This window comes from Streptomyces sp. NPDC002793 (assembly GCF_040295485.1).
In the GTDB taxonomy this organism is placed as follows: domain Bacteria; phylum Actinomycetota; class Actinomycetes; order Streptomycetales; family Streptomycetaceae; genus Streptomyces.
In genome coordinates this window covers 38714-53396 of record NZ_JBEOVL010000027.1, presented here as the reverse complement: position 1 = coordinate 53396, position 14683 = coordinate 38714, and the positions used below count along the sequence as shown (strand labels likewise).

Sequence of the window (14683 nt, the reverse complement as noted above, 5' to 3'; positions counted from 1 at the left end):
CGAAGGGGTGTTCGTCACGACCAGCAATCCCTCGCACCGGAAGCCGGTGCGGGTCGCGATCGTCGGCACGGGTGCGATCGCGCGTGGCAGCCATCTGCCCGCGCTGACCGCACTCGCCGCCGGGCAGCCGCTGGAGATAGTCGCCGCCGTCGACGTCGACACGGCCTCGGCCGAGGCGTTCTGCACCGATGCCGGCATCGCGCACCCGTACACCGATCTCGACCGGATGCTCTCCGAGCAGCGCCCGGACCTGGTCACCCTCGCCACCCCGCCCCGGTTCCACCGCGACCAGACCGTGGCCGCGCTGCGCGCCGGGGCCTGGGTGTGGTGCGAGAAGCCGCCCTGTCCGTCGCTGCGGGACTTCGACGCGATCGAGGCGGCCGAGGGCGTGGACGGAGGCCCGTACGCGGCGATCGTGTTCCAGCACCGCTTCGGTTCGGGCTCCCGGCACGTCCGGGAGCTGCTCGCCGGAGGAACCATGGGCCGGCCTCTGGTGGCTCACTGCCAGACCACCTGGTACCGGGACGAGGCTTACTATTCCGCACCCTGGCGCGGAAGTTGGAGCAGCGAGGGCGGCGGGCCCTCGATGGGGCACGGCATCCACCAGATGGACCTGCTGCTCGATCTGCTGGGACCGTGGGCGGAGATCCGCGCGATGGCGGGGCGGCTGGTGCACGACGTGGAGACCGAGGACGTCTCCACCGCACTGATCCGTTTCGAGAACGGTGCGATGGCCACCGTCGTGAACAGTGTGCTCAGCCCGGACGAGGTCAGCCGGATCCGGATCGACTGCGAGCGGGCGACGGTCGAGCTCACCCATCTGTACGGTCATCGCAACGCGGACTGGCGGATCACTCCGGCCCCCGGAGCCACATCCGAGGAGACGGATGCCTGGCGCGACTTCGGGCCCGATGCGCCCAGCTCGCACGAGGCGCAGCTCAAGGGTCTGCTGGAGGACCTGAGGGACGGGCGCAGGCCGCGGAGCAGTGGCGCGGACGGCCGCAAGAGCCTCGAACTCGTCGCCGCGCTCTACAAGGCGGCCTTCACCGGGGGCACCGTGCGGGCGGGCGAGATCGGGCCGGGCGATCCGTACTACGGCGCGCTGCACGGCAACGCTCCCGGCTGGGCACCGGAGCACCCGGCACGGCCCGCGGAGGTGCCTGCATGACCCGGGCGGTGGAACTCGTCCACCGGCACGGCGACCATCTCTCCGTCGTAGCGACGGGCAGCGGGGTGGAGTTGCTGCGGTACGTCTACCGGGCCGAGGACGCGTGGGAGGCCCCGAAGCCGTACATCCACCCCCTGCGCACCCTGTCCGGACAGGTCGTGACCGGGTACCGGCCCAACGACCACCGCTGGCACAAGGGGCTGCAGATGACCGCCTCGCACCTGTCGGGCGCGAATCTGTGGGGCGGCAACAGCTACGTGCACGGCGAGGGGTATCTCGCCCTGCCGGAGCGCGTCGGCTCCATGGCGCACGCCGGTTTCGACGAGGTGGCCGTGCACGACGGCGGGGCCCACTTCACGGAGCGCCTGACCTGGCATCCGCGCGGCGGGGAGCCATGGGCCGAGGAGACGCGCCGTATCGAGGTGCACGACATCGGCACGAGGAGCGGCAGCTGGGCGCTGACCTGGTCGTCCGCGGTCACCAACCGGCGCGAGGAACCGTTGCGGTTCGGCAGCCCGACGACGCACGGCCGGCCGGACGCGGGGTACACAGGACTGTTCTGGCGGGGACCTCGGTGCTTCCGGGACGGCCGGATCACCGCCCCGGACGCCGAGGGCCCGGAGATGATGGGCCGGCAGTCTCCGTGGCTCGCGTACAGCGGTGAGCACGACGAGGCCGACGGTCACGCGACGCTCGTCTTCGTCCACTCCCCCGAGAACGACCACACCGGCGCGGGCGGTGCGCATCCGGCGCACTGGTTCGTGCGCAGCTCACCGTTCGCGGCCGTGGCTCCGTCGTTCGCCTTCCACGAGGAGCTGGTACTGAATCCGGGAGCGACCCTGGCCCGCCGCTACCGGGTGCTGGTGGCCGACGGGACCTGGGACCGCGACCGGATCACGTCGGAGGTCGGGGCGCTCTCCTGGGGTGTGTTCCAGGAGTAGCGCCCCGGCATTGCCGGACCGCTCAGCTCTTCTCCGCCGGGGAGAGGAGGAAGACCGGGATCTCCCGGTCGGTCTTGGTCTGGTAGTCCGCGTAGTCGGGGAAGGCCTCGACGGCTCGCCCCCACCACAGGGCCTTCTCCTCACCCGTGATCTCGCGGGCGACCATGTCCTGGACCACGGGCCCGTCCCGCAGCTCCACCGCGGGGTCGGCCAGCACGTTGTAGTACCAGACGGGGTGCTTCGGAGCGCCGCCGAGGGAGGCCACCACGGCGTACTCCCCGTCGTGCTCGACCCGCATGAGCGGGGTCTTGCGGAGCTTGCCGCTCTTGGCACCTCGCGTCGTCAGGAGGATGACGGGCATGCCACGCATGGTCGTTCCCTGAGTCCCGCCGGAGCTCTCGATGAGCTCGACCTGCTCACGGACCCACGTCGTCGGGCTCGGCTCGTACTCGCCCTCGATCGGCATGACACATGTCCTCTCGTCGGAGTGCTGCGGTCGTGTGCCCCATCATGGCCCGCTCGGGATGAGCGAGCACGCAGGGACACCGCCGTACAGCCTGCCCGCCGCACGGCGTCTCACTCACTGGACTTCGATGAGACGGCTCGAACAGGAATCCGCTCACAGAAACCGAACCCCTTCAGCATCATGCGTCCCTTTATTTCCGGAATATCCCCTCGCCCCGCTCCCAGGGCTCACGCGCACAGGCCGTACCGTGGGGGCAGCGGAGTAAGCCAAGCCTTACCCGCTGCACTCTGCCCGCGCTCGTCCGCCCTAAGGAACATCACTCCATGACACGCCCCGTCCGCGTCGCCATCGTCGGAGCCGGTCCCGCCGGAATCTACGCAGCGGACGCGCTTCTCAAGTCCGAGGCCGCCCAGGAGCCGGGCGTATCGATCGACCTGTTCGAGCGCATGCCCGCCCCCTTCGGCCTGATCCGGTACGGGGTGGCTCCGGACCACCCGCGGATCAAGGGCATCGTCAAGGCGCTGCACCAGGTCCTGGACAAGCCGCAGCTGCGGCTGTTCGGCAACGTCGACTACCCCAACGACATCGGCCTGGACGACCTGCGGTCCTTCTACGACGCGGTGATCTTCTCCACCGGCGCCGACGCCGACCGCGCCCTCGACATACCCGGCATCGAGCTCGACGGCTCCTACGGCGCGGCCGAATTCGTCGCCTGGTACGACGGTCACCCCGAGGTGCCGCGCACCTGGCCCCTGGAGGCGGAGAAGGTCGCCGTGCTCGGCGTCGGCAACGTGGCCCTGGACGTGGCGCGCATCCTGGCCAAGACGGCGGACGAGCTGCTCCCGACCGAGATCCCCCCGAACGTCTACGACGGGCTCAAGGCGAACAAGGCACTCGAGGTGCACGTGTTCGGGCGGCGCGGGCCGGCCCAGGCCAAGTTCAGCCCCATGGAGCTGCGCGAGCTGGACCACTCGCCGAACATCGAGGTCATCGTCAACCCCGAGGACATCGACTACGACGAGGGATCGATCGCCACCCGGCGGGAGAACAAGCAGGCCAACATGGTCGCCTCCACGCTGGAGAACTGGGCGATCCGTGACGTGGGCGACCGCCCGCACAAGCTGTTCCTGCACTTCTTCGAGTCCCCGGTCGAGGTCGTCGGCGAGGACGGCCGTGTCGTGGCCCTGCGCACGGAGCGCATGGAGCTGGACGGCACGGGCAACGTCAAGGGCACGGGCAGCCACACGGACTGGGACGTGCAGAGCGTCTACCGCGCGGTCGGCTACTACTCGGAGGAGCTCCCGAAGCTGCCCTTCGACGTGGTCTCCGGCACCGTGCCGCACGCGGCCGGCCGCGTACTGGCAGGCGACGAGCCGATGCCCTCGGTGTACGTCACCGGGTGGATCAAGCGCGGTCCGATCGGCCTGATCGGACACACCAAGGGCGACGCCAACGAAACCGTGGCCTGCCTGCTGGAGGACCACGCGGCCGGCCGGCTGCCCGACCCCGCCCAGCCGGGCCCCGACGCGGTCGTGGACTTCCTGGAGCAGCGCGGTATCCGGTACACCACCAAGGAAGGCTGGCACCGGCTGGACGCCCACGAGCAGGCGCTCGGTGCCGAGCAGGGCCGTGAGCGTGTCAAGGTCGTGGAGCGCACGGCCATGCTGGACGCGTCCGGCGCCTGACAGCCGCAGGGAGTGACACCCGCGCCCCTGGAGTCTCCGTCGACGGAGGATCCAGGGGCGCGGTGCCGCCGGAGGCGTCCTGGCCGGATCCGGCGGGCTCGGCACAAACGGAACGGGGACGTCCCGAGGCCGTAGACTCGCCGAATGGCCAAGTACTTCGATGTGCACCCCGAGAACCCCCAGCGACGCACCATCACCGGCGTGGCCGAGAGCATCCGTTCCGGGGCCCTCGTCGCGTATCCGACCGATTCCTGTTACGCCCTCGGATGCCAGTTGGGCAGCCGTGACGGGATCGACCGCATCCGGTCGATCCGGAACCTCGACGACCGGCACCACTTCACCCTAGTGTGCCAGAACTTCGCGCAGCTCGGCCAGTTCGTCCAGGTCGACAACGACGTGTTCCGCGCGATCAAGGCGGCGACGCCCGGGAGTTACACCTTCATCCTCCCCGCCACCAAAGAGGTACCCAGGCAGTTGCTGCACCCCAAGAAGAAGACGGTCGGCGTCCGCATCCCGGACCACACCGTCACGCAGGCGCTTCTGGCCGAGCTCGGTGAGCCGCTCCTGTCCAGCACTCTGCTCCTGCCGGACGAGGAGGAGCCGCTGACGCAGGGCTGGGAGATCAAGGAGCGCCTCGACCACGTCGTGGACGTGGTGCTCGACTCCGGTGACTGCGGCACCGAACCGACCACCGTCATCGACTTCTCCGGCGGCGAGCTGGAGATCGTACGGCGCGGAGCCGGCGACGTGACCAGGTTCGAGTAGCACACGGCCCGCACGGTCACTCCACACTTCCGGCCACCCCGCCGAGATGCGCGCACCCCCCGGTGCCTGGTTCGGTGGAGGGGTCCGCTCCGACCGGTGCCAGGGAGTGATCATGAGCGAGTCAGAGGACGTACGGGACAGCCTCCGGCGGATGCGCGGCCGGGCCGAGGATCTGGAGAAGGCCGCCGAGAAGGCCACCGACCCTGCGGAACGCCGTCGTCTCCAGGACGAGGCCCAACGGCTCGAATCGCAGAGCGTGCAGGTCAGCGGGATGGCGAGCGGGGACATCTACCCCATGGAGTAGCCGGCCGTCGCCGCGGCTCCGGGGCTGCGGGCCGGGGCGGCACTTGCCCTCACCGGGACGGCGTGTTAATCCGGAACTGAGGTGACGTGCGGTGACGGTGCGGAGGACGGGGCAGAGGCTCCTCCATTCCCGTCCCGCTCTCCGCAAAGGGGATCCCGGTGACGTACATGAGATGGCAGGCGTTCCTCGAAGCCGTCCAGGAGCGCGGGGAGTATCCGTCGGCCCTGGAGGCGGAGCGGGCTTCACGCGTGGTGCTGGCGCTGCTGGGGGCGCACCTGGTCGGTGAGGAGCGCAACGAGCTGGCCGCCCGGCTGCCCGAGACGTTCGCGCTCGTTCTCCTGAATCCTCTGCAGGCCGCCGAACCACTCAGCTCCGAACGGTTCGTGCGCGCGGTGTCCGCCTGGATCGAGGGCGCGAACGAGCAGACCGCGGCCTGGGACACCGGTGCCGTGCTCAGTGTGGTGGCCGACGCCTCGGGCGAGGAACTGCTCCAGCGCCTGCTGCTGCAACTGCCTCCGGGGTACGACCTGCTGTTCGGGCATCCCGTCGGCGGCTGACGCTCAGCCCAGACCCGCCAGCCGCGCGAGACGCCGCATCGAGTCCACCAGCGCCTCACGGTCGTACGTGCTCGTGGTGACCAGCACCTCGTCCGCACCGGTCTCCTCGATCACCGACTCCAGTCCGGCCGCCACCACGTCCTCGGTCCCCGCCAGATGTCCACGCAGCCCGCTCTCGAACAGACCCCGCTCCTTCTCGGTCATCGGCAGCGACTCGATCCGTTCGGCCGGCGCCAGCGGCGGGAAGGAGCCGTGGGTCCGCGAGTACGCCGAGGACCACGCTTCCGGGACCAGCAGTCGTCGCGCCTCCTCCGCCGTGCCGCTGACAGCGACGGTGCCGGCCACGATGACATAGGGCTCCCGGGCCCACACGGAGGGGCGGAAACCATTGCGGTACCCCTCGACCGCCCGCACCAGCTTCTCGCGGCCGCGGAGATCGCCCACGACGAGCGGCAGCCCGGCGGCCGCGGCGATGGCCGCGCCGTGGCCGGTCGCCAGGACGTACGGGGGAATGCGAAGGCCCTCCGCGGGACGGGCATGGACCTGGGGGTGGACCCGCTGGGTGCCGTCCAGCCATCCGAGGAGCTCGGCGAGCTGCCCGGCGAAGCCTTCGGCGTCCTCCTTGCCCCGGCCCAGGGCCCTGCGGATCCCGTCGGTGAAGCCGACCGAGCGTCCCAGCCCCATGTCGATCCGGCCGGGGAAGAGCGAGGCGAGCACCCCGAACTGTTCGGCCACGACGAAGGGCTGATGGTTCGGCAGCATCACGCCGCCGGTCCCCACCCTGATCGTGGAGGTCGCGGCCGCCACGGCGGCGGCCAGCACCGTCGGCGCCGATCCGGCCACGCCGGGGACGCTGTGGTGTTCGGACACCCAGAAGCGGTGGTAACCGAGCTCCTCCACCGTGCCTGCCAGCGTGACGGTGTCCCGCAGCGCCTGCGGTTGGTCGTACCCCTCACGGGTGCGGGAACGGTCGAGGAAGGAGAGGCGTGTCGATGCGATCGTAGAGCTCACGCCTGGTTCAACGCCGCGGGCGCTCCGGGATTCCCCGCGCCTTCGTGCGGTCCGCGCCGCACCGCCGTCGCGGTGATCTCGGCGGGGGCGTCACGCAGCCCGAGGCGCAGGTGCTCGACGTGGTAGAGCGCCTGATCGAGGAGTTCGGCGACGTGATGGTCGTACAGGGCGTACACGATGGATCGCCCCCGGCGCTCGCCCGCGACCAGCCCGAGGTTCCGCAGCAGACGTAGCTGGTGGGAACAGGCGGACGGTTCCATCTCCACCGCCTCGGCCAGATCACCGACCGCACAGGGGCCCTCCTGGAGGCGCGCCAGGATCCGCAGCCGGGAGGGGGTGGCCAGCGCCTGGAGCGTCGAGGCGACGCCCTCCGCCCCGACGGCGTCCAGCCGCTCGCGCGTGGTGGCGGTGTTCTGCTCGTCGCGTCCGTGGCCCATGGTCCCATTCTACGGATGACACATGAAGACCTGTTCATATATTCCTGTACGGTGGGTCCGTCGCCGTTCCCGCCGCCCATGAGGGGTCGTTCCGCCATGCCCGCTGATGTCCTGCCGCGCCCTTCGCACACGGCTCCCGCCGGAGCGGGAGGCATCCCCCGGCGTCGTACGCGCGTCCTCGCACTGACCGAGGCCCGCTGGGCGGGCGCGGCTCTGGTGCTGTTCCTGCTCGCGCTCCCGCTGGAGCTCACCGGTGCCCCCGGCTGGACATGGGGCCCGCTGTACGCCCTCGTGTACGCCGCCGGAGGCTGGGAGCCGGCGCTGTCGGGACTGCGGGAGCTCCGGGACAAGGTCCTGGACGTGGACCTGCTCATGATCGTGGCGGCGCTCGGCGCAGCCTCGATCGGGCAGGTGATGGACGGAGCGTTGCTGATCGTCATCTTCGCGACCTCCGGCGCGCTGGAGGCGCTGGCGACCGCGCGCACCCAGGACGCGGTCCGCGGTCTCCTCGACCTGGCACCGACCACGGCCTCGCGCCTCACCGCAGACGGCGGCGAGGAGACCGTCACCACCGGGGACCTCGTGGTCGGGGATGTCATCCGGATCCGCCCCGGTGAGCGCGTCGGCGCCGACGGCCGGGTCCTCGACGGCGCGAGCGAGGTCGACCAGGCCACCATCACCGGCGAGCCCCTGCCCATGACGAAGGAGCCCGGGGACGAGGTGTTCGCCGGGACGCTGAACGGCACGGGCACGCTGAAGGTCGCCGTCGAGCGGGATGCCTCCGCATCCGTGATCGCCCGGATCGTGGCGATGACCGAGGAGGCCTCGCGGACCAAGGCCCCCACCCAGCTGTTCATCGAGAAGGTCGAGCAGCGCTACTCGCTCGGCATGGTGGTCGCCACCCTGGCCGTCTTCCTCGTCCCCCTCGCCTTCGGCGAGGACGTGACCGGCAGCCTGCTGCGCGCCATGACGTTCATGATCGTGGCCTCGCCGTGCGCCGTCGTTCTGGCGACCATGCCGCCCCTGCTCTCCGCCATGGCCAACGCGGGACGCCACGGCGTACTCGTCAAGTCCGCCGTCGTCATGGAGCGCCTCGGCCGGACCGACGCGGTGGCGCTGGACAAGACCGGCACCCTCACCGAGGGCACGCCCCGGGTCACCGGGATTTACCCCCTGCCCGGGTCGGAACTGACCGAGGACACGCTGCTGGCCCTGGCCGCCGCCGCCGAGCACCCCAGCGAACACCCACTGGCCCGCTCCGTCGTGAACGCCGCGCGGGAACGAGGGCTGGTGCTGTCCCCGGCCTCGGAGTTCACCTCGGCGCCCGGCACGGGCGTCACCGCCCTCGTCGACGGCCACCGGATCTCCGCCGGCTCCCCCGCCCGGCTGCCGCACGACACCGCGTCACCGGCCGCGGCGAAGGCCGCCTCCGTGTCCGCCGAGCTGGAGGAGACCGGACGCACCGCGGTGCTCGTCCTGCGCGACGGACAGCCCGTCGGCGTCCTGGGGGTCGCCGACCGCATCCGGCGCGACGCCGCGGCGACCGTCGCCTCACTGACACGGCTGACCGGCGGCTCCCCCATGCTCCTGACGGGCGACAACCCTCGCGCCGCCGCGCTCCTGGCCACCGAGGCGGGCATCACCGACGTCCGGGCGGGGCTCCTCCCCCAGGACAAGGCGGCCGCCGTCCGCGAACAGGAGCGGGCAGGACGCAAGGTGCTGGTGGTGGGTGACGGCGTGAACGACGCGCCCGCGCTCGCCGCCGCGCACGTCGGCATCGCGATGGGACGCGCCGGATCCGACCTGGCGCTGGAGACGGCTGACGCCGTCATCATCCGCGACGAACTGGCCACCGTGCCCGCGGTGGTGGCCCTGTCGCGGGCGACCCGCCGACTGGTCGTGCAGAACCTGACGATCGCCGGCGTGTTCATCTCCGCCCTGGTCATCTGGGACCTCGTCGGCCATCTGCCGCTCCCACTGGGCGTTCTGGGGCACGAAGGCTCCACCGTCATCGTGGGCCTCAACGGCCTCCGGCTGCTGCGCGAATCGGCCTGGCGCCGCGCGTCCGCCGGAATCGGCTGACGCCTCGCCGCACTGTGCGACCCGCGTGCGTCAGCAGGTCCGGAACACGTGCCCGCTCTCGCCCGCGGGGAGGACGTCGAGGTCGCGCAGGACGAGGGAGATCCTGTCACCCCAGGCCGAACAGCTCTCGTCGAAGCCCACATCGCCTTCACCCTCGTACTCGATCGCGAGGACACGGTCGTCGTACGCGTCGGCGTACGCGTCGCACTCGTCGAACTGGGCGCACTCCTCCGTCACCGCGAAGTCGAAGCCGATGGCGTCGTGCCGGCCGAGCAGGTCGGTGGTGTTCTTCTGCCCGATCGCAAGGCCCTCGCTGTGCGCCCGCGCCGCCAGTGCCTCGGCGAAGGCGGCATTGTGCTCCTTCGTCAGCTTGCCGTTCGAGCGTTCGAAGGAGTCGAGGTTGTCCGGCTCCACGGCCTGGAAGCCGCTCTCCGCGCAGCCGTCGATCCAGTCCCCGACGATCTCCGCGAGCTGGGCGCGCCGGGCGGCCGTCGAGGTGTCCAGAAGGACCTCGTCCCAACCCTCGTCGATGACCAGCTTTCCGTCGCCGTCACGCAGGAGGAGCTCGGGATGGGTGTCCTGCCACCACTGCAGCGCGCCGGGCTGCGTCTGGAAGGCGTTGACGTAACAGACGTTGTACAGACCGGGGGCCGGCTCGTCCTCGCGGTCCCGGGACACCGCCCGCACCCCGGCGGGCGGCGTGTAGCCGCCGCCGATCTGGTAGTCGAAGCCCATGCCGGCCGTCGGCAGGAGCACATCGGCGGCCTCGGCAGGCCGCGCCGGGCCGGCCTCCGGGGTCGTCCCGCCCCCCGCGCCGCAGCTCACCAGCGCGACCGCTCCGAGGACTGCGGCCAGGCCCGTCGCCACACGGGCCACCGCACGCCTGCGGCGGAAGGACGAGGGAAGGATGCGGGGGGCCACACGTACTCCAGGTGTCAGGGATCCGGAAGAGGACCTGCCCATCCTCCGTGACCGCCTACGGGGACGGACCGCCGGGGCATGCACGGTCTGCCTCCTCGCCAGGCGCACCGCCCGGGGGCGTCTGCGTGATCGCCGCTTCATCCCCTCTCCACCTCGGCGACCCGGGCGAGGAGTTCCTCCCGGCCGATGGCGTCGGTGCGCGTCGACGGCACGGTGCAGGCGTGGGCGCCGGCCACCGTCCCGTACAGGGCGCAGCGCCGAGGGTGCTCGCCGTTCAGCCGGCCCAGCAGGAAGCCCGCCGCGAAGGCGTCTCCGGCGCCGTTGGAGTCGACCACCGGAGCGGGCGGGGTGACCGCGGGTGTGTGGGTCAGCTCGCCGTCGTGCAGCAGGTACGACCCGTCGGCACCCGCGGTCGCGACGACAGCACGGGCCCGTCCCCGGGCGGCGATGTCCCGCATGGTGCGCTCCGGGTCGGCCAGCGCGGTGGTCGACAGGAACACCACGTCCGCCTGGAGCGCGAACGCTTCGTGATAGCTGTCGGCGCCGTCCCAGTCGTGCAGATCGGTGGAGACGGTCACACCCGAATCGTGGAGGAGAGGCATGGCGGAGGCACACGGATGCGTGATGACGACGTGGGCGTGACGGGTGGCGCCGGCGAGCTCGCGGACCGTCCGCTCGTCGAAGCGGTCCGCGTCGCGCGAGCGCGTCGTGTCGTACAGCGACAGCCGCCGCCCGTCCGGTCCGACGAGGTTCACCGCGCGCTTCGTTCCGTTCGGGGAGAGCGCCTCGGTGAACGGAATGCCCCGCTCCCGGTGGAGGGCGCGGACCAGGTCCCCTTCGTGGTCGTCGCCGATCATGTCGAGGTGGTGGGTACGCAGGCCGAGGGCGTGCAGCCCGAGCGCGACGAAGTCCCCGCTCTGTCCCGCGCGGCTCTCGATGCCCGGCCGGATCATGTAGCTGTCGGCGAAGGGGAGCGGCAGCTCGGGGACATGGACGACGGTGTCCACGCCCGCGCCGCCCAGGACGAGGACGTCGGTCTGCTCGCGCATGTGTGGGGTCGTGCCTCTCGGTTCGGGGACGGGTCGCGTGTCGTCGTTCCCGGCCGGACGGACCGGTGCGTCCGGCCGCCCTCAGGCGGTGGCACACGGAGCCGGCAGGCAGCCTCCGCAAGATCTTACATATCCTTGCGCAAACCAGACGTCGGGACAACGGGGACAACTCCCCCTGACCGAACGGGAATCGGTCAGGACGGTGACGGCAGGAGCGCCGCGGCCCGCCGCAACACCTCGGCGTGCCCGGCCAGCTCGACATCGCCGCCCCGGTCCGCCGGCATGGTCGCCACCAGGGCGAGCCGGTCCCGCCAGCTGCGGCCGGCCAGCGGCACGGCGACGGCGTTCATTCCCCGGACGGACTCACCGATGCTGTCGGCGCGGCCGATCTCACGGATGCCGGCCAGCTCGGCGAGCAGGGCGGTACGCGAGGTCAGGGTGCGGCTGGTGACGCCGGGCAGCCGCTCCCGCGGGTAGAGGGCACGGACCTGTTCGTCGGTCAGCCGGGCGAGCAGCACCTTCCCCGCCGCGGTGGCGTGCGCGGGATGGGCGCGGCCGGTCTCCAGGACGGCGCGCACGGGGTGCGGGGACTCCCGGCCGTCCGTGATGATCACCTGGTCTCCGATCAGGGCGGCGGTACCGACCGTCTCTCCGGTGGCGGTGGCTCCGGCGTCCAGTACCACCTGAAGGCGGGCCCGGATGCCGGGGGCGTAGCCTGCCGGACGGCCCAGGGCGACCAGTTCGGGTCCGGCGGAGTAGCCCCGGCCCGAGGTGTCGCGGGTGGCGAAGCCGCGCGACTCCAGCGTGCTGAGCACGCGATGCGCGGTGGAGCGGGCCACGTCCAGCTCCCTGGCGGCCTCGGTGACCGACAGGGTGTCATGGGTGAGGAAGAGACGCATCAGACGCAGCCCGGTGTCCAGTGACTCGATGATGTAGCTCCTGGGGTCTGGCACGGGGTCCTTTCGGTCGTGTGACGGGAGTCGCCTCCTGACACGGCGCCCCGCACCATGATTCCGGACCGGCTTGACGGCACGGCAACTGCCGTCGGTGACCGGCCCGGTGCCGAGCGGCCTCGGATCCTCACGGGAACGCCGGTTCACACCGGAAGCCAAGCTGTTTAGGTTAGCCTTAGTTGACATGCGGATCGCTCGCGCGCAGCCAGGGAACGGGGTAGGGACAGATGAGACCGGCCGACACACAGCGCGTGGAAGTGGCTCCGTCCACCGGGTCGCTCGGTGGGCCGGAGGAACAGCGGGGTGACGTGGTCGTCGTCAAATTCGGCGGCAGCGCCATGGTCGACGCCGACCTGCAGCGGACGTTCGCACAGGACGTCGTGGAGCTGCGGCGCTCAGGTCTGCGCCCCGTCGTCGTACACGGGGGCGGCCCGCAGATCAGCGCCATGCTCGATCGCCTCGGCCTGGAGACCCGCTTCGAGGCGGGCCTGCGGGTGACGACACCGGAGACTCTGGAGGTGGTGCGCATGGTGCTGACCGGGCGCGTCCAACGGGACCTGGTCGGCCTCATCAACGTCCACGGGCCCTTCGCGGTCGGGCTGTCGGGCGAGGACGCGCACACGATGACGGCGGTACGACGGGCGGCCCGGGTCGACGGACGCCCCGTGGACATCGGTCTCGTGGGCGAGGTCGTGGACGTGCGGCCGGGCATGCTGCGCGCGCTTCTGGAGCAGGGGCACATCCCGGTGGTCTCCCCCGTGGCACGCGGCGAGGACGGGCAGGTCTACAACATCAACGCGGATCTCGCCGCGTCGGCGCTGGCCGTGGCCCTGGACGCCGAGCGCCTGGTGGTACTCACCGACGTGGAAGGGCTGTACGCGGACTGGCCGCACAGCACCGAGGTGATCGAGCGGCTGACCGCCGGCGCCCTGGACACGCTGCTGCCGGAGCTGGCGAGCGGCATGCTGCCCAAGATGGAAGGGTGCCTGCAGGCCGTACGCGGCGGCGTGCGCAGCGCGCACGTGCTCGACGGCCGAGTGCCTCACGCAGTCCTGCGCGGCGTCCTGGACGGGACGGGTTTCGGCACCACTGTGGTTCCCGACAGCGACGGGGACCGGACCACCCGCCTCGTCGTCACGGACGTGGGCGCCACCGCCGGATCCGGCGCATCCCACTGATGTGCCATCAGCTCTTCATCCTGTGCCATCCAAGGAGACACTCGTGCGCCCGGTGACGGATCAAGTCGGCCTCGATGCCGGTACGGAGAACGCGTTCGCCCGGTTCGGGCTGGAGGGCGGGCCCGGCACCGAGGAGTTCTGGACGGCGGCGCGGGCGCCGTCGTCCGTACCTGCCGATGGCGGAGGCTGGGTGACGTTGTTCCTCCGGCGGGGGTCGCCGGCGAGCATAGGCTTCGAGAGCTGGTCGAAGCCCGTGCCCCTGGTCCGGTGGAAGGACACCGACTGCTGGTACGCCGAGGTCCGCATGCCCCCACGCCTGCGGGTCACCTATCAGTTCCTCGCGGCCGACGGGGCGTACGCCGACCCGTTCAACCCGGTGGGTGCCGGTGGCGACCGGTCGGTCGTCGCGACGCCCGACGCCCCGCCCCAGCCGCACTGGCCGGCCGTCCGCACCGACGACGTCCTGCCCCTGCCGCGTACCCGGATCCGCTGGGCGAGTGAGCGGCTCGGCGGACGGCGCACCGTGCGGGTCCACCCGGCAGGCGGCGGCGGTCCGGTGGTGCTGCTGCTCGACGGGGACGACTGGCTGTACCTCCATCCGGCGACGACCGCGTTCGACTCGGCCGTGGCCGCCGGTGACATGCCCCCCGTCACCCTCGTCTTCCTTCCCTCCAAGGACAGGGAGGCGGAGTTCGGGTGCCGACCCGAGCTGTGGGAGGCGGTGCGGGACGAACTGCTGCCGCTGGTCGCGGAGTCCGGTGTGCCTGCCGACTGCGACCGGCTGGTGGTCGCGGGGCAGAGCCTCGGTGGGCTGAGCGCGATGTACGCCGCGCTGGCGTTCCCCGACCTGGTGTCCCGGGTCGCCTGCCAGTCACCGTCGTTCTGGTGGGCGCCCGGGGCCCAGGACCGGGCGGACCTCCTGGACGGCCCGGCCGGCGGAGCCGTCGCCGCTCGGCTGCGGGAGCGTCCGGACCTGTCCGCGCTGCGGATCGCGTTCGACGTGGGGGAACACGAGCAGCGGATGCTCCCCCACTGCGAGCCGGTCGAGGCGCTGACCGAGCAGGCCGGTGCGACCGTGCGGGTCTCACGGTCGGCCTCGGCCCATGACCGGGCGGGCTGGCGGCACGCGCTGCTCAGGGATGTCGCCTGGGCCCTCGCCCGGTAGG

15 protein-coding genes are annotated in these 14683 nt (G+C 71.6%); 9 read left to right on the top strand and 6 right to left on the bottom strand.

Translation table 11 applies throughout. The features are described 5' to 3' along the window. Window positions 1–7 precede the first annotated feature (7 nt). Window positions 8–1168: a Gfo/Idh/MocA family protein gene (locus ABT001_RS24250; protein WP_351281140.1), complete on the top strand. Its 1161-nt coding sequence runs from the start codon at window positions 8–10 to the stop codon at window positions 1166–1168. Then, a complete protein-coding gene (locus ABT001_RS24245; RefSeq protein WP_351281137.1) occupies window positions 1165–2109 on the top strand; it encodes a DUF6807 domain-containing protein in 945 nt (314 codons plus the stop codon). The genes ABT001_RS24250 and ABT001_RS24245 overlap by 4 nt, the downstream gene beginning before the upstream one ends. Before the next feature lie 22 nt (window positions 2110–2131). On the opposite strand, the gene ABT001_RS24240 is transcribed toward ABT001_RS24245, so the two are convergent. Next, a complete protein-coding gene (locus tag ABT001_RS24240; RefSeq protein ID WP_351281135.1) occupies window positions 2132–2575 on the bottom strand; it encodes a nitroreductase family deazaflavin-dependent oxidoreductase in 444 nt (147 codons plus the stop codon). A 323-nt stretch (window positions 2576–2898) separates the two neighbouring features. On the opposite strand from ABT001_RS24240, the gene ABT001_RS24235 reads away from it, so the two are divergent. The 4 genes from ABT001_RS24235 (at window position 2899) to ABT001_RS24220 (ending at window position 5886) form a co-directional block, all read left to right on the top strand. Then, entirely contained in the window at window positions 2899–4260 is a 1362-nt protein-coding gene (locus ABT001_RS24235; RefSeq protein WP_351281132.1) for an FAD-dependent oxidoreductase, read from the top strand. Between the two features lie 144 nt (window positions 4261–4404). Beyond that, complete coding sequence (locus tag ABT001_RS24230; RefSeq protein ID WP_351281129.1) at window positions 4405–5025, top strand: L-threonylcarbamoyladenylate synthase; 621 nt, start codon at window positions 4405–4407, stop codon at window positions 5023–5025. A gap of 112 nt (window positions 5026–5137) precedes the next feature. Continuing rightward, on the top strand, window positions 5138–5329 hold the full coding sequence (locus ABT001_RS24225) for a DUF6381 family protein (protein ID WP_351281127.1): 192 nt from the start codon (window positions 5138–5140) through the stop codon (window positions 5327–5329). Between the two features lie 167 nt (window positions 5330–5496). Then, a complete protein-coding gene (locus ABT001_RS24220) occupies window positions 5497–5886 on the top strand; it encodes a DUF2267 domain-containing protein (RefSeq protein WP_351281261.1) in 390 nt (129 codons plus the stop codon). A gap of 3 nt (window positions 5887–5889) precedes the next feature. On the opposite strand, the gene ABT001_RS24215 is transcribed toward ABT001_RS24220, so the two are convergent. Both ABT001_RS24215 and ABT001_RS24210 read right to left on the bottom strand, forming a co-directional pair. After that, a complete protein-coding gene (locus tag ABT001_RS24215) occupies window positions 5890–6897 on the bottom strand; it encodes an MsnO8 family LLM class oxidoreductase (protein ID WP_351281125.1) in 1008 nt (335 codons plus the stop codon). Next, complete coding sequence (locus tag ABT001_RS24210) at window positions 6894–7334, bottom strand: ArsR/SmtB family transcription factor (RefSeq protein ID WP_351281123.1); 441 nt, start codon at window positions 7332–7334, stop codon at window positions 6894–6896. The genes ABT001_RS24215 and ABT001_RS24210 overlap by 4 nt, the downstream gene beginning before the upstream one ends. A 96-nt stretch (window positions 7335–7430) precedes the next feature. Between ABT001_RS24210 and ABT001_RS24205 the strand changes: the two genes are divergently transcribed. After that, window positions 7431–9416: a heavy metal translocating P-type ATPase gene (locus ABT001_RS24205; protein ID WP_351281120.1), complete on the top strand. Its 1986-nt coding sequence runs from the start codon at window positions 7431–7433 to the stop codon at window positions 9414–9416. Between the two features lie 30 nt (window positions 9417–9446). Here the strand turns inward: ABT001_RS24205 and ABT001_RS24200 are convergent, their stop codons facing one another. The 3 genes from ABT001_RS24200 to ABT001_RS24190 all read right to left on the bottom strand — a co-directional run bounded on the left by ABT001_RS24200 (window position 9447) and on the right by ABT001_RS24190 (window position 12339). Beyond that, window positions 9447–10379 carry an endo alpha-1,4 polygalactosaminidase gene (locus ABT001_RS24200; RefSeq protein WP_502967516.1) on the bottom strand — a complete coding sequence of 311 codons (933 nt, stop codon included), beginning with the start codon at window positions 10377–10379 and terminating at the stop codon, window positions 9447–9449. 95 nt (window positions 10380–10474) lie between these two features. Continuing rightward, the gene (locus tag ABT001_RS24195; protein WP_351281115.1) at window positions 10475–11386 is read right to left on the bottom strand and encodes an adenosine kinase; all 912 of its coding nucleotides are present in this window, start codon (window positions 11384–11386) and stop codon (window positions 10475–10477) included. A gap of 194 nt (window positions 11387–11580) precedes the next feature. Continuing rightward, window positions 11581–12339, bottom strand: a complete 759-nt coding sequence (locus tag ABT001_RS24190) for an IclR family transcriptional regulator (protein ID WP_351281112.1) — start codon at window positions 12337–12339, stop codon at window positions 11581–11583. Between the two features lie 338 nt (window positions 12340–12677). On the opposite strand from ABT001_RS24190, the gene argB reads away from it, so the two are divergent. Beyond that, on the top strand, window positions 12678–13517 hold the full coding sequence (gene argB / locus ABT001_RS24185) for an acetylglutamate kinase (protein ID WP_351281258.1): 840 nt from the start codon (window positions 12678–12680) through the stop codon (window positions 13515–13517). Between the two features lie 43 nt (window positions 13518–13560). Next, window positions 13561–14682: an alpha/beta hydrolase-fold protein gene (locus ABT001_RS24180; RefSeq protein WP_351281109.1), complete on the top strand. Its 1122-nt coding sequence runs from the start codon at window positions 13561–13563 to the stop codon at window positions 14680–14682. The last annotated feature ends 1 nt before the right edge of the window (window position 14683 follow it).